The sequence below is a fragment of the Candidatus Tisiphia endosymbiont of Beris chalybata genome (assembly GCF_964026555.1).
Taxonomy (GTDB): Bacteria; Pseudomonadota; Alphaproteobacteria; order Rickettsiales; family Rickettsiaceae; genus Tisiphia.
This window is the reverse complement of record NZ_OZ032159.1, coordinates 202,432-218,083: the sequence shown is the minus strand read 5'-3', so window position 1 is coordinate 218,083 and position 15,652 is coordinate 202,432. Positions and strand designations below refer to the sequence as shown.

General features: G+C 36.6%; 11 protein-coding genes and 1 tRNA gene. 9 read left to right on the top strand and 3 right to left on the bottom strand.

Annotated elements, in window-relative coordinates; translation table 11 throughout:
• The first annotated feature begins 99 nt into the window (after positions 1-99).
• The 4 genes from AAGD44_RS01075 (at position 100) to dnaJ (ending at position 8,294) form a co-directional block, all read left to right on the top strand.
• Entirely contained in the window at positions 100-2,709 is a 2,610-nt protein-coding gene (locus tag AAGD44_RS01075) for an autotransporter domain-containing protein (protein WP_341764215.1), read from the top strand.
• 229 nt (positions 2,710-2,938) lie between these two features.
• Positions 2,939-4,561 carry a patatin-like phospholipase family protein gene (locus AAGD44_RS01070; RefSeq protein WP_341764214.1) on the top strand — a complete coding sequence of 541 codons (1,623 nt, stop codon included), beginning with the start codon at positions 2,939-2,941 and terminating at the stop codon, positions 4,559-4,561.
• A 318-nt stretch (positions 4,562-4,879) separates the two neighbouring features.
• Complete coding sequence (gene dnaK, locus AAGD44_RS01065) at positions 4,880-6,763, top strand: molecular chaperone DnaK (RefSeq protein WP_341764213.1); 1,884 nt, start codon at positions 4,880-4,882, stop codon at positions 6,761-6,763.
• A gap of 406 nt (positions 6,764-7,169) precedes the next feature.
• Positions 7,170-8,294, top strand: a complete 1,125-nt coding sequence (gene dnaJ, locus AAGD44_RS01060) for a molecular chaperone DnaJ (protein WP_341764212.1) — start codon at positions 7,170-7,172, stop codon at positions 8,292-8,294.
• Positions 8,295-8,704: 410 nt separating this feature from the next.
• Here the strand turns inward: dnaJ and AAGD44_RS01055 are convergent, their stop codons facing one another.
• Entirely contained in the window at positions 8,705-9,943 is a 1,239-nt protein-coding gene (locus tag AAGD44_RS01055) for an MFS transporter (RefSeq protein ID WP_341764211.1), read from the bottom strand.
• Positions 9,944-10,324: 381 nt separating this feature from the next.
• Between AAGD44_RS01055 and AAGD44_RS01050 the strand changes: the two genes are divergently transcribed.
• The 5 genes from AAGD44_RS01050 (at position 10,325) to AAGD44_RS01030 (ending at position 14,271) form a co-directional block, all read left to right on the top strand.
• Positions 10,325-10,401: transfer RNA gene (locus tag AAGD44_RS01050), tRNA-Ile, on the top strand.
• Positions 10,402-10,416: 15 nt separating this feature from the next.
• Positions 10,417-11,505: an LptF/LptG family permease gene (locus tag AAGD44_RS01045; RefSeq protein WP_341764634.1), complete on the top strand. Its 1,089-nt coding sequence runs from the start codon at positions 10,417-10,419 to the stop codon at positions 11,503-11,505.
• Between the two features lie 195 nt (positions 11,506-11,700).
• Positions 11,701-12,741, top strand: coding sequence for a rod shape-determining protein (locus tag AAGD44_RS01040; RefSeq protein ID WP_341764210.1), 1,041 nt, complete (start codon positions 11,701-11,703; stop codon positions 12,739-12,741).
• A gap of 2 nt (positions 12,742-12,743) precedes the next feature.
• Positions 12,744-13,580: a rod shape-determining protein MreC gene (mreC, locus tag AAGD44_RS01035; RefSeq protein WP_341764209.1), complete on the top strand. Its 837-nt coding sequence runs from the start codon at positions 12,744-12,746 to the stop codon at positions 13,578-13,580.
• A 13-nt stretch (positions 13,581-13,593) separates the two neighbouring features.
• Positions 13,594-14,271, top strand: a complete 678-nt coding sequence (locus tag AAGD44_RS01030) for a 7-carboxy-7-deazaguanine synthase QueE (protein WP_341764208.1) — start codon at positions 13,594-13,596, stop codon at positions 14,269-14,271.
• 281 nt (positions 14,272-14,552) lie between these two features.
• On the opposite strand, the gene AAGD44_RS01025 is transcribed toward AAGD44_RS01030, so the two are convergent.
• Positions 14,553-14,726: a palindromic element RPE1 domain-containing protein gene (locus AAGD44_RS01025; RefSeq protein WP_341764207.1), complete on the bottom strand. Its 174-nt coding sequence runs from the start codon at positions 14,724-14,726 to the stop codon at positions 14,553-14,555.
• Between the two features lie 242 nt (positions 14,727-14,968).
• Entirely contained in the window at positions 14,969-15,388 is a 420-nt protein-coding gene (locus AAGD44_RS01020; protein ID WP_341764206.1) for a hypothetical protein, read from the bottom strand.
• Positions 15,389-15,652 lie beyond the last annotated feature (264 nt).

Genomic DNA, 15,652 nt, shown 5'->3' with positions numbered 1-15,652 from the left:
ATATTAAATGATTAACAGATTGCTAACAACTTAATAGATTATTTGAACTTATTAATTACTTACGTTATAGCTTCGTTAATAACCATTACTCAGAGGTTTATGAAAAATTTTTTATCACTAACAAGCGTTACTAATCACAAAATTAAACGCAAAATAAGGGATAATGCTAAGGCCCTATTATTTACATCAAGTATAGTAACAACTATTATCAGTATGCCTAGCTTGGTATTTGCAGCTCCTACGCCTCAAGAGCGAAAAAAAGTTAGTCAGTTTAAGCAGATGCAGCACATAGTGAACGAGGCATTATTGAAGCGGAATCAAAGTGCAGCACACGATAATAAACCTGCCATAAGTCAAGGCAGTAACGCTGGGGCTGCATCATCTGCAGAACTTAATCTGGCTATTTCTGCTTCGAATACAGCTCCTGATGCCTCTCCTCCTCCTCCACCACCACCGCCTCCGCCGCTTCCTCCTCCGCCAATTGGCGGTCTCAAAAACTTTCAACCAAATAAAGGTTGGAAAAACTTAATAACTTTATCAAATCAACAGAACGATAATAACAAGAATAATAACACCGCTACGTCTACCAAGGATACTAAAAGCAATACTGCAAAAACAGGAGCTGCGCCCCCAGAACTAGATCGTCCAAGTATTACTGCCACAGTAGCGAAACATTTACTTTTGACCCAGAGGGCTAAGGCGATGAATGAGTCCAGCAGTTCAGAATCTGATGGTGAGGATGAGACACAATATACTGATGATAAGACCGCTATTCCTCCTGCCACTCAACCCAAATATAATCTCAGTAATATTCTAACCCCGCCCCCATCACCGCAGAGGAGTAGGGATACAACACCAAAAGTAGAAACTATTGATGACGCTAACCAGCGTGGCGTACTCGCCGGTAGTGCTCCCCCAGCGGTGCCTCCACGGCTATTAGATAGTAGTGACAACCCTGCGCCTACTGACTTCCTGGAGCAGCTCAACAAAACTAGAGCTAAACTATCATTACAAAACGGTCATCTCCTAAAAAATAAAGCTAATACTTTTCCTAAATCAACCACACCTACACCAAGAACACCTCTAGCCTCAGTATTGGCGCATATGAATGCAATGGGTGCACCGGATCAAACTGTTTCACGAGAAAAAAAATCGGCGTTGCCAAAAACTGAAGAAGAATTGCGAGTAGATAAAGAGTGGGAGGACTCCTCTCCAATGCAACATGACAAGGTACAAGAAGCTCCTCCTATCTATGTAGGTAAAATCGGCACTCTTAATCAACCACAAGCGTTTTCTGCTAACCCTATTATTCCTACTATCAAGCCCATGGCGACTGGCCTAATACCTATGGAGCCTGATGTAAAAAAGGATCCTGATCCCAATATAGCCAATTCAGGAGAAGTTGGTGCTAGGAGCGATGGAACGAAGCCTATAGATAATAGGCAAGCATTAAGCGACGATATCACCAAATTCTCATCAATTGACTATAGCCCTAATCATGATCAGCCAGCAGTTAATGAGAGGCCTAGGGAAGAAGAAGCTAATAATTCACCTCGTAGCTCTTCTTCACTGCCCCTCCCAACAGCCACTACACCTCCCCTTCCCCGCATTGGTAATGGAGAAAGCAGACCTGCAAGCGGTGAAGCAAGCAGGACGGATCTACTCTCACCCCCTGCAGGCGGCGGAAGGGGTGACGATGCTCCACTGCTACCCTCAATAGTCTCAAATAGCCCTAATAACTACCCTTACTACCTGGAACCGCTAATAAATGCTTCAATGCTTACAGTAGAACATATTATTACTCAAGCAGCACAAGATAGGCTCTTTTCTACTTATAATAAAGCAGCCATAGGTTCAGGGGATCAAGAGCAAAGTCTACCAAAACATTTATGGATTAATGGCAATTATGGCAGTAGTAAATATAATAATGACAAGGATAAGGCAGGCGATTATCATGGTAAAACTACTATAGGCTCTATTGGCACTGATATAGAAGTACAGGAGAATAGTATTATTGGATTAGCCTATAACTATGTGACTTCTAATTTTAAATATAAAAATCATAGTCAGAAGGTAGCTATAAAAACTCACTTATTATCTTTATATGGCCAAGGTAGTTTAACAGAGAAACTAATATTACAAGGGTTTTTTTCGCTAGGATTCGGTGATATCATTACAAAAACTCCCTTTCAAAGCCAAATATTGAACAACAAAATCAAGAATAAACCTTATAGCAGTCAAGTAGTGCTTGCCCATAAATCGCAGCTTGGTAAATTATTAGTTATACCAAATATGGCTTTCAAATATGGCTCCTATAATACAGGAAGTTATACCCAAAACTTCGAGGCTCAAAGCTTAGAAGTTGCTAGTAATAGTAGTAAAAAAACTTCCGGAATTATTGGTTTTGGCACTGCCCTACCGTTACAAATTACTAGTACTATGCTAATAACCCCAGGCTTATATGTAGAAGCTGAAAAGTTTTTCCGTAATAAAGCTAGCATATCTAATGTTACTACCCATACCCCTATTACCGCCTCCAACAGCCAGTTATTTTTTACTCAAAAACCTTCCAAATACAGCTATAAAATTGGAGGTAACGTGACTATTAAACGTGGGATGACAGAAATCATGACCACTTATGACTGGTTAACTACTGGTAAAAAATACTATAGTCACCAAGGGTCAATAAAATTGAATTTATTATTCTAATGTCTCTAAACTGCAGCAGAATTTTGTTAAGTGCGGTATTTAGGAGAAAAATTAATTAATTTTTCTCCTAAATACAATAATTACTATTTTTCTTTAACTTATAATAGTATAATGAAATTAATTAACAATAGATAGTATAGCTTAGTTTATCAATTTATTCTTAATACTTTTTATTACTTTTTAAATTTCAAAATTATTTACTAATATAAATACATTATAGGTAGGAAATATGTCTACTGCAGTAACGAATAAAAATATCAAATTCCCATCGTTTGACAATTTAGACGCTAAAATAGCTAAAAATCCTATTACTCGCGATGTTAAGGAACCAGTATTCTCACATAACTTCAAAGCTGGAGAAGGTATCAATGCCTTTAGCTGTGAAGGAGGAGGGGTCAAAGGGATACAACAAGCAGTAGTATTAGCGCTAATTGAAGAATTAACAGGTACTCCTATTAGCAAGCTTTACGATATTGGAGCCGGTACCAGTGTTGGAGGATTGATGGCTGTTATACTGACTATCCCGAAGGAAAAAGGAAGTCTTGAGCCACGATTTGCAGCGAGTGAAGTAGTTGACCTTTTTCAAGAAATGGTACAAAAGGTTTTTCCGCAAGGTACTTTCAAGCAAACTATGTATAATATTAAAACCTTTAATGGTTTGTTAGGTAACAAATATAGTAGCGAGGCTCTTAAAAAATTATTAGAAGAACATTGTGGGGATCTAACTCTTGCCGATACGATTATACCATTATTTATTCCGGTGTATAATAGAAATGACCACGATATTGAGGTTCTTTCAACAATAAAAGCACGCGAAAATCCAGATCATAATTATCGATTAGTTGATGTATTATTAGGCACAACAGCTGCGCCAGGTTTTCTCCCATGGGCAAAAGTAACAAATCTTAGTGGTAGTAAAGATTCAATATGGTGGGACGGGGGGTTAGGAAAAAATTCTCCTACTTTATCAGTTTTTCTTGAACTGTTAATAGCAGGATATAATGTTAACAACATGACTTATATTTCTTCAGATGACCCATATGTTAAGGGCCATACCTCTGGTATGTACGGTGGAGGAAAACTAGATATACTAATTAATAATGTTAAATCTTTACTTATGGATTCTCAACAACGTTGGGAAGAAAATATGATAGAACGAATATTACCTGATAAATATTATAAAATAGCAGTCCCTCTCAGGGAAAAGTCAAGTACCAAATTAGATGATTCTTCTCCTAAAAATATGCAAAGCCTGAAAGATGACGTAGGAATTCACCTAGAAGCTGAAGGAAATTTATGGCTCAAAGGCATTGTGGACAATTTGGTAACTTGTTATAATAACAAGCATCCTGAAAACTTAATCAAGGTTAACCTTCCGCTGTATCACGAATTATTTAGTACTACCCCGCCTAGTATAATTCAAGAAATAGATGAAGGTTATGGGGAAGAGGATGTGTCCTCTTCCCAGGAACAGCTGACTTATGATCTTCCACCGGTAGGGGTTAATTCCCCCTCTACTGCTGGCGTTATACCTCTAACCCCACAACCCTCAGCGCTTTCAGCTCATCCATTCTCTGAGGTACAAGCAGCCTCTAAGCCTATTGAGCCCAAATTATCGCAAGGGGAGCAAAAAGAGGGTATAATGAGAGCTCAAGATATATTAGCTGCCCCCTCCTTGGCTGCTAAGAAACCTTTTGCCTTAGAAGAAGACGACGGATATGATAGTGGAGGGGAAGATGAAAATTCTAAACTTGAACTCATAGAGGAATTACTAGGTCAGTCAGTAAGCAAGCGGGAAGAAAATGCCTCCTTAGAAGGAGAAGATCCAATTCCTGACGATTACTTATCATAAGGTAGATCAATTTTACTTGTTAAAGGCTAAAATTATATAAATTTAACCTAAAAATGAGGATGCAAGTATACTGCTCGTAACTGAAGAGTTGGTATACTTGCATCCTGATCATCAAACCTTTCTCGAAACTCTACTTTCCCCTTTCTCCCCTATTGTTATAATACAAAAATAATTAGGATCGTAACCCTTCAATTAGGTTCTATGAACATTTTTATGTAATAATTTTTTATAAGCCCCCTTGTAAAAGTCATTATAGAACACTATATCAAAATTTGTCTATTTAAAATAAATTTGTTTAAATTGGGTTTAGGAGTATATATGGGAAAAGTAATAGGTATAGATTTAGGAACAACAAATTCCTGTGTGGCAGTAATGGAGGGACAACGGCCAAAAGTGATAGAAAACGCTGAAGGTGTTCGGACAACTCCTTCAATGGTGGGATTTAGCAATTCTGGAGAAAAATTAATTGGTGAGGCCGCAAAGCGCCAAGCTGTCACTAATGCAAAAAACACTTTTTATGGTACTAAACGTCTAATAGGTAGACGCTATACTGATCCTATGGTAAAAAGAGATCAAGAGATAGTGCCATTTAAGATAGTAGAAGCTAATAATAAAGATGCTTGGCTTGAAGCTAAAGGAGAAAAATATTCTCCGAGCCAAATTGGGGCTTACATTCTACAAAGGATGAAGGAGACAGCTGAAAATTATCTAGGAGAAAAGGTAACACAAGCGGTAATTACAGTACCCGCATATTTTAATGATGCTCAACGTCAAGCAACAAAAGATGCAGGCAAAATTGCTGGTTTAGAAGTTTTAAGGATCATTAATGAACCAACAGCCGCAGCGTTAGCATATGGTTTTGATAAAGATGAGAGCAAGATAATTGCAGTTTACGATCTCGGAGGCGGTACCTTTGATATATCTATTTTAGAAATAGGTAATGGAGTATTTGAAGTAAAATCTACTAATGGTAATACTTTCCTAGGGGGAGAAGATTTTGATGCTAAAATTTTAAATTACTTAATCGAAGAGTTTAAAAAAGACAGCGGCATAGATTTACGTAACGATTCTCTGGCCCTACAACGGTTAAAAGAAGAAGCAGAAAAAGCTAAAAAAGAACTATCTTCTGTCGCCCAAACCGATATTAACTTACCATATATTACGGCTGATAGCTCCGGCCCTAAACACTTAAATATGAAATTTACTAGAGCAAAGCTAGAGTCCTTAGTATCAACACTAATTGAAGATACAATTGAGCCTTGTAAAAAAGCGCTACAAGATGCTAATTTAAAAGCTTCTGACATTCAAGAAGTAGTACTGGTTGGCGGAATGACCAGAATGCCGAAAGTCATTGAAAAGGTAAAAGAATTCTTTGGCCGTGAACCTCATAGAGGCGTGAATCCTGATGAAGTGGTGGCGTTAGGTGCTGCTATCCAAGGGGGAGTATTAAACAAAGAAGTTACCGATATATTATTACTTGATGTTACCCCTCTTTCTTTAGGTATAGAAACTTTAGGAGGTGTCTTTACGAGATTAATTGACCGTAATACCACTATCCCTACTAAGAAAAGTCAGACCTTCTCCACTGCTGAAGATAATCAAAATGCTGTAACGATTCGGGTGTTCCAAGGAGAACGAGAAATGGCAAGTGATAATAAATTACTTGGACAATTCAACCTTACAGGCATTCCGCCTGCAGCTAGAGGGCTGCCTCAAATTGAAGTCACTTTTGACATAGACGTAAACGGCATAGTTCATGTATCTGCTAAAGATAAGGCTAGCGGTCAAGAACAAAAGGTTACAATTCAAGCGTCTGGCGGGCTGAGTGATAGTGAAATTGAGCAAATGGTAAAAGATGCAGAGCAAAATGCTGCGAGCGATAAAAAGCGTCGTGAATTAATTGATGCTAGGAATAGCGCAGATAGCCTAATCTACTCTACAGAAAAAATGCTAGTAGATAATAGTAGTAAAATATCAGCTGAAAATAAGCAAGAGATAGAAAGTGTTATAGCACAATTAAAGTCTGTCTTAGAATCTGATGATTTAGAGGAAATTAAAGCAAAAACTGAACTCCTTACAGTTAGTAGTATGAAAATTGGAGAAGCAGCGCATCAAGCTCCGCCCGAAAACGGTCCTAGCGCTACTACTGCTGAAGAGAAGGTAGTTGATGCCAATTACGAGGATGTAAGCGAAAATAAATAATAAGATTGTATAGTCATTTAGGGTGAATTAGATACTAGGCGCAAGGAGTGAAGCCTAGAAATACTAGGTGAACGACGCGCAACAACGTAGCTAGTTTAACCTAAATGACTATATCTCAGGATATTTTTTTGATTTTTTTTTTACAAGCTGATTATTCTAGGTTCTGTGAAGATTTCTATGTAATGGTAGATTTATAGGCATTTTTGCTCACAGAACCGCAACACACTAGGGTATACGTAAGGATTCGAGAACGAAAATAACGATCGATAAGACCATTACATAGAAACCTCCACAGAACCTAGTACGTGAGGGGTGGATATTAGGAAGTACGATGACGTGATGATTAGTTTTCGGGAATAGTATTACTTAAGTCGAGACTTGAATCTCTAATAAAATACACATATATATGGCAACAAAAGATTATTATCAAATACTTGGTGTGAATAAAACTGCTACTCAAGCAGAGCTAAAAAAGGCCTATCATAAGTTGGCAATGCAATACCACCCTGACCGCAATTCTAACGATACTCAATCAGAAAAAAAATTCAAAGAAATTAGTGCTGCTTATGACGTGTTAAAAGATGAGCAAAAAAGAGCAGCCTATGACCGCTTTGGTCATGAAGCATTTGTTAAAGGGGGGGGCGCCTCATCAACAAGATCTAACAGCGGGAATGGAGCGGATATCAATGATATATTTGGAGATTTTTTTAACGATTTTATGGGGGGGAGCGCAAGAAGGCAACGCCCTTCACCAACAGTTAGAGGATCAGACCTAAAATATAATACCACTATTACTTTAAAAGAAGCATTCCAGGGCACGGAGCAAAATATTAATTTTACTAGTGAAGTAAAATGTTCTAACTGTAGTGGTAGCGGTTCAGAAAAGAATGCTGGTATGACCAATTGTACTACCTGCAAGGGGCAAGGAGCTATAAGAACTCAACAGGGATTTTTTACCCTTGAACAAACTTGCCCTAGCTGTCAAGGGCTAGGTCAAATTATAAAAAACCCTTGTACCAAATGTCGTGGCAATGGTCGCTCTCCGCAACACAGAAATTTATTAGTCAATATCCCCGCAGGAGTAGAAAACGGAACTAGGATACGCCTTACAGGAGAAGGAGATGCTGGACTACGAGGGGGAGGGAATGGAGATTTATATATTTTTGTTACTATTAAACCCCATGATCTTTATAAGGTAGATGGAATTAATTTACACTGTAGATTACCTATTAGTTTCATCACAGCAGCTTTAGGGGGAGAAGTAGAAGTGCCTGACATAGAAGGGGGGAAGGTAAAATTAAAAATACCTGCAGGTACCCAAAACGCTGACCAGCTTAGGTTAAAAGGTAAGGGAATGTCAAAAATTAGATCCCCTATTAGAGGAGATATGCTTGCTCATATCCATATCGAAATACCGAAAAACCTTACTAAAAAACAGAAAGAATCGTTGGAGGCTCTAGGTAAAGAATTAGACAAAGATAAGGACGATGATGCTAGCTTTTTTAATAAAATGAAAAATCTTTGGTCCTAAATTCTGTAGGTATACTTTATATACTGCTCGCACCTGAAGAGTGGGTAGCCGATAGAATCAACTTCAAGAAGAGCAAGGAGCCTCAAAGTCGAGAAGCGCAGCGTACTAAAGTACGTGAGCAGCCTCGATCTTTAGGGCACGACGACGCCAATTTTTGAAAGACCAGTAGTATACCTACATGATAATATGCGGGCAGCATAGAGCCATACATACTTGAAGATAAATACTCTGTGCACACCTTAATGACTTATGCTATTATGCTCTATGCTACAGGTGAAGAATTAAGTACAGAATCGACCTAGAAATTACCTGTGATATAGTCACTTAGGTTGAATTAGATACTAGGTAAGCGACGAGCAACAACGTAGCTAGTTTACCATAAGTGACTATATGCGAGCTGTAGAAAAAGTCTATTTTCTACTCTGCTCAAATTTTCTTACCATGTAATACGCCAATATTGCAAATATGATAAGATATATAATTGGAAATAGCTTAAAGTTTAGTGTTTTCATTACTAGTAAACATACATAGTTAGCACTTCCTCCCATTAACATTGCCCCAATAGTATGACCAAGGCTTATCGCCCGGTAGCGTCTATTAACTGGGAAAGCTTTAACAAAAATACCGTGCGCTAAAGCATTAACTGGTGCTACAAAACATGCTAACATTAAACAAGCTACTAATACTAGATTAAGCATTTCATTCTTAACGGCAATAATAAATAATAAGCTAGCAAAAATAGTACCAAATAAACTGATTCTGAGCACCATGACTTCACTAAAGCGATCAGCTAGTAGGCCAGAAATTGGCATGGAGACAGCAAAACATAGCACTATTAACACCGAAAATGTACTAATAATTAAAGTAGCTTGCGGCATTACCAACGGTAGATATTGTTTCATAAAAATAATTGCTATTTGGTAAGTCACCCCAAATCCGCCCGCAAGGAATATTACCATTAATATTACTCGCCATTGCTTTTTTAATAAATCGCTTAAATTTTCTATTTTTACCCCTTTCTCTTTATCAATTTTAAACTCCGGGGTTTCAGCAAGTTTTTGCCGGAAATATAATACTATTAAAGCTAAAGGTAAACTGATTAAAAAAGGAATGCGCCAGCTCCAATCAGGAAAGATATGAGAACTAAAAAAATTAGTCACCCCTATTCCCAGTAATATTCCTATAACACCTGTACATCTGGTTACCGCTGAGGCAGTGGAACGATATTCCTTACCTAAGTGTTCGATCACATAAATAGCCGCTCCATCATACTCTCCTGCTACAAATATACCCTGCATAAATCGACATATAATCAATATTACTGCGCTCCAAGTACCAATTGCTGAATAGGGGGGGAGCAGTCCTATAATAATAGTAGGTATCACAATACCTATTATAGTGATATTAAGCACTACCTTACGGCCATAAATATCTCCTATACGCCCAAAAATCATAGCGCCAATAGGTTTAGATAGATATGCTACTGCATAAACTGCAAACACATTCATTAAGCTAGTTAAATGATCTGAATTTGGGAAAAATTTAATTGCGATAATACTCGCTGAAAAACCATATAAACTATAGTCATAATATTCTATTATTGTCCCTAAAAAGGCGCCTATAATCTTATGCTTTGATTTATTTCTCATCTTACTTCCAATAAATAAAATTTCCTTCTGCTAGACTTTTTGCATAATTCGCATCGAGTAGAGAATTTTTAGGAGATCCAGAACGCAAAACCCGCAGCCTACTGAGAGGCCTCTGAGGGTCCGAGTGCCGAATCGGCGTACAAATTACCAGCTCGCTATGAATTATGCAAGAAATCTATTAAAAATAAAAAGGCAATTCTTGCAAGATGAACAGTATCCTCATCTTGCAAGCTATAAAGATCCTCTTCCTAGAAACTAACAAGTGACTTTAATTGCCAACATTTTTAATTACTGTTGGATTAAAACTTTTTGATTATTATAAAAATTTTGCTAGACTTCATCCCCTAATAATTATATAAGACTTTAACAATTATTGTTAAAGGGCCTGTAGTTCAGTTGGTTAGAACCCACCGCTCATAACGGTGTTGTCGCAGGTTCAAGTCCTGCCGGGCCCACCAATCATTTTTTATACAATGATTAATCTTAAAATACTTTCCTTGTACTTATTTAGGTTATATTGTGGTTATTTTATCAATATATTACTTATAATTATTGGCATCCTAATTCTGTCCAATATCTTTGATCTTTTACAACAGTTCAAATCTTTATATATACCAACTCACTATTTTTGGAAACTAGTATTATACAAAATACCATTTTTTCTTAATGAAATAAGTGGGCTGATTAGCTTTAGCGCTATGCTATTTTTTTTAAAAAAACTAACAAAATATAATGAATTGTTATTAATGTTGTGTAACGGCATCCATATCTGGAAAATAATATTCATGCCGGTTATTGCGTCAATAATATTTGGTATTATAATTGTAACCATCTGCAGCCCTCTTGGTACTATTGGCTTACAAAAATACGAACATATAAAGGCCAAATTAACAAATAAAACTGCCCTTAATTTTAGAATCTCTAAATCCGGACTATTACTCCTTGAAAAGAATGAGAATACTAAACAGATACTACAAACGAAAGTGATTGATATAGGCACTAATCAGTTAAAAAACTTTACTTTATTAATTTTAGATAATAATAATAATTTTTTAAAAAGAATTGATGCTCCATATGCTGTTTTAGCTAATAACAATTTAGCAATATTTTCAGCCAAAATTTATGATGGCCAAAAGCTGGCATCTTATAGTCAGCTTAATATTCCTACTACTGTTTCTATCAGTAAGCTATTAGATAATTTTATCAATCCAGAAATGGTCTCAATATGGGACTTACCGACGACAATAAATCAATTGACAGAGGCGGGGTTACCAACCATTAATTACCAAATTTATTATTACAAGCAATTATTCAAACCCTTAATTATGGGGATTATGGTAGTACTAGCTTCATGCTTTTTTAGCTTAAAGCAAAGAAGTAATATGCAAGATAAAATCCTCATTTTTGGTTTATTTATAGGTTTTATTGCTTATTTTTCCCTAGAAATTTCATTTAAAATGCTTTCTTATAATGGCATTACCCCAGCCTTAGCAGTGTTATTACCTAATATATGTCTATTCTTATTAAGTAATTTTATTATCACCCCTGCTCAACATACTTGATATAAAAAGTGTTTCAATTATTATAACTAACACAAATTCTGAACTGTATATATAATACAGGGGAAGACAAGCTTCGACGACAAAGTTACCGTCTAGATTGGCTTATTAACATAGGCAGTCTATTGATTTATGCCGGAAGCCGATTGATAAATAGAGATAAAAAAAATTATAAATTTGTGTTTAGGAGAAATAAAAATGTTAGCGAAATTTTTTAGTAGATTTGCATCAGATATAGCTATAGACCTTGGTACCGCCAATACTTTAGTATATGTCAAAGGCAAGGGCGTAGTACTTAATGAACCATCAGTAGTTGCCCTTATTAAAGAAAATGGTACCTTTAAGCCTTATGCATTTGGTCACGAAGCAAAAATTATGCTAGGACGTACCCCAACAGATATTGAAGCAAAAAGACCTTTAAAAGATGGCGTTATTGCTGATTTTAAAGGAGCGGAAGAAATGTTAAAATATTTTATTAAAACAGTTCATAATCGTAGGTCATTTACTGGACCAATGATTATAATTTGCGTGCCCTCAGGCTCTACCCCCGTAGAACGGAGAGCCATCCAAGAAGCTGCAGAAAGCGCTGGAGGAAGAGATGTATACTTAATCGAAGAACCAATGGCAGCAGCGATTGGCGCTGGTTTACCAGTCACCGAAGCAACTGGCTCAATGATTGTGGATATAGGTGGCGGAACAACAGAAGTAGCGGTCTTATCATTAGGGGGGATTGTCTATTCTAGATCAGTACGCGTTGGCGGTGATAAAATGGATGAATCCATTATTTCTTATATTAGAAGACATTATAATTTATTAATTGGTGAAGCCACCGCAGAAAAAATTAAAAAAGAAATTGGTACTGCTTTCGTAGATGATAATTTAGAACCAAGAGTAATGGAAATTAAAGGTCGAGATTTAGTACACGGGATTCCCAAAGAAATGTTGTTGAATGAAAAACAAATAGCTGATAGTTTAATTGAACCAGTCAGCCAAATTGTAGAAGCAGTAAAGGTTGCGTTAGAATCCACTCCGCCAGAGCTTTCCTCGGATATTGTAGATAAAGGCATTGTGATGACTGGTGGGGGCGCCTTACTACGAAATCTTGATTATGTGCTAAAAGAAGCAACAAATCTACCGATAATAATTTCCGATCAAGCATTATCTTGTGTAGCACTTGGTACTGGCAAAGTATTAGAAGATTTTCATAAACTAAAACATGTGTTATTTAAACAAGATTAACGATGGCCTTACTTGAAAATAGAATAAAAAATACTAAGGAGATATCAATATTCATCCGATCAATCTTTATCACCGTAAAAAGACTTTTTATTTTATTTTTTTTAATATTATCATTATATGTATATATATCTTCTCCCCAGAAACTCTCTGCTATTTCCTTAGAAATAGTTAGCCCTTGTATTTCTGGAATATTTTCAGTCCATAAGGCATTATTTAAGAACATTAATTTGCTAACTCAAAACTTTGTTTATATTAAAAATTTAGCCAGGGAAAATATCACACTAAGATTAGAAGTGGAGAGATTAAGGTACGTACAAAACGAACTCTATATGATCCAAGCGGAAAATAATGAGCTTAAAAAATTATTGTCAGTTGTAGAGGAAGAGCAATATAAACATATCGGAGCTAGATTAATTAATGTCTCATTAAACCCTTTTAGTAAAACTGCGGTAATGTCAGCAGGGACCAAACATGGAGTAGAAATAGATCAAATTGTTACACATGCGGAAGGATTAGTGGGACGGGTCATCCAGGTCAGTAATAACTACTCAAAAATAATTTTAATTAATGATGTAAATTCTAGAATTCCAATTACCACAGCTGTATCAAGAGAAAAAGGCATTATGAGCGGAGGAGGCAATGATAGTAAAATTCTTTATTTACCTAAAGCGCATCTAGTACAAAAAGGAGAAAAGGTTATCACCTCCGGTCACGGCAGTATATATCCTGCAGGTATTACAGTAGGATATGTCAATAATATCAAGCAAGGAGATATTAGTGTAAAGCCTGTAGTAGACTTATCTAAAGCAGAGTTTGTTAATATATTATTGCCAAAATAAATTTGATAAATATATGTTTGGCCAAAACCCCAAAAGATCCCCCACATTTAATGATGGAACTAATCTAGAAGTAAAAAGCATTTTTAAAACTATTCAGGGAGAGGGACCATTTGTAGGCACTCCCGCGGTCTTTATTCGTCTTGGCGGCTGTAATCTAGCTTGTAGTTTTTGTGATACTGACTTTGAAGAATTTAATATTGTTAATCTACAGGAAATTATCAAGAATGTTTTGGACCTTTCTCTTAATTTCAGTAAGCAGAGAGTAATTAACCTGGTCGTTATCACTGGTGGTGAACCTTTTCGGCAATCTATTGAGCTATTATGCGATAGTTTAGTGAAACTAAAGTTTACAGTGCAAATAGAAACCAATGGCACTTTATACCGTAATATTGCAGAGCAAGTGCAAATAGTATGTTCCCCAAAAGTAATAAAAAATCGTTATCTACCGTTACGGGAAGATCTACTGCCGCGTCTTCAGGCAATAAAATTTCTAGTAGCTAAAAATGTTCTCGGATATTCTCAAATACCTGAGCTGGGACAAAGTAAATATAATATTCCAGTTTTTGTCCAGCCTATGGATCAAAATAATCACATTATTAATCAAGAAAATGAACAATTTGCTGTGAACTTAGCACTGAACTACGGCTATCGCCTTTCACTACAAACTCATAAAATTTTAGGAATAGATTAAGTTGTATTGGCAACATATTCTTAAACTATAGTCAATTAAGATGAATTAAGGGCTAGGCGCGAAGCCTAGAACTAAGATGGTAGAGCAACGACGTCCCTAGTTTATATTAATTGACTATATACTGCTCGTACTTCAAGAATTGGATTTTATTTTAAATGGCGAGCGTTTGCTGCGTACATGCTAGTATAGTATAGTCCATTAAGGTGCGTACAGGGTATTTATCTTCAAGTATGCATGACTACTATGCTTCCCGCATACTATCATGTATGTATCATAATAGCCTAAGCTATACGTGAGCACGTGAGTCCATGATAAAATAGACCTCTTGCATAACCTAATCTAATTGGTAATTTTGTCGTCGAAACTCCTCTCTGTTCCTCACGTACGTCTATGTACGCTGCGGTACTCGACTTCGTTTCTCCTAAAAATTCTTCAATTATCTTTAGGTTATGCAAGAGGTCTAATGTATACTGCTTTTACTTCAAGAATTAGATTTTATTTTAGACTTATGCAGGAAGGCTATTAATAAACTCCCCTACCAGTTAAGTAGGAGAGTTTATTAATATTCAAAGAATGGGAGTAAACTCTCCTCCTCTCAGATGATTTTGCTGCGGCCGATGGAGCGAAGCCTAGTAAAATCTAGGAGAGTATTGAGTAACAACGCATGCAAATTCATATCAGAGTAGTATATAATAATTTATGCCACATCATGCAATACAGAATCCTCCCCCACCTGGGCTACGGCATGATGATTAAGATTTTCGTACGAATAAGCATGATAGTCTGCGGCCAAGAGCGCTCCTGGATAGACTACTAAGCTTTTTAACTGATGATCCTTAGTACCTAATGTTGCAACTGACTTATCTACTGCTGGATGTATTCCTGAACCTGAGAAAGGACGAATTGTTAAGAAACTATGCTCAACAGGCGAACCATCATTTAATTTTACTATCCCATGATTATCCTTACCTAAATCTAGAGGTCCACACATATTTATTTGAGGAGCCCCACCCGTAGCTTTTAGACACAATGCCGAATCTGCGTGAGCTGCTTCAATAATAGGCGTGTCATAAAGAGGATGTTTGGAGTCAACTCCTGGATAGCGTCCTTGCTGCATAAAATTAAGCTCAACATTATTCAGCTCTATAGTATATGTTGCAGGCGCATTGGCACTACCAATAATAGTTTTATAAACAAAAAGGATCTCTTTAACGGCCCCATCAATTCTATCTTGACCTCGAAAAAAAGGACGTACACAATCAGTTATAACCTTAAACTGAGTTAGCCCTGCACCACCTTCATAGAATCTAGTATCTAGTGTAATAATCCCTTTATTAAAAGAATTGGTTTCTAGGACAGTTTCAGCATTACTTTCTAGACA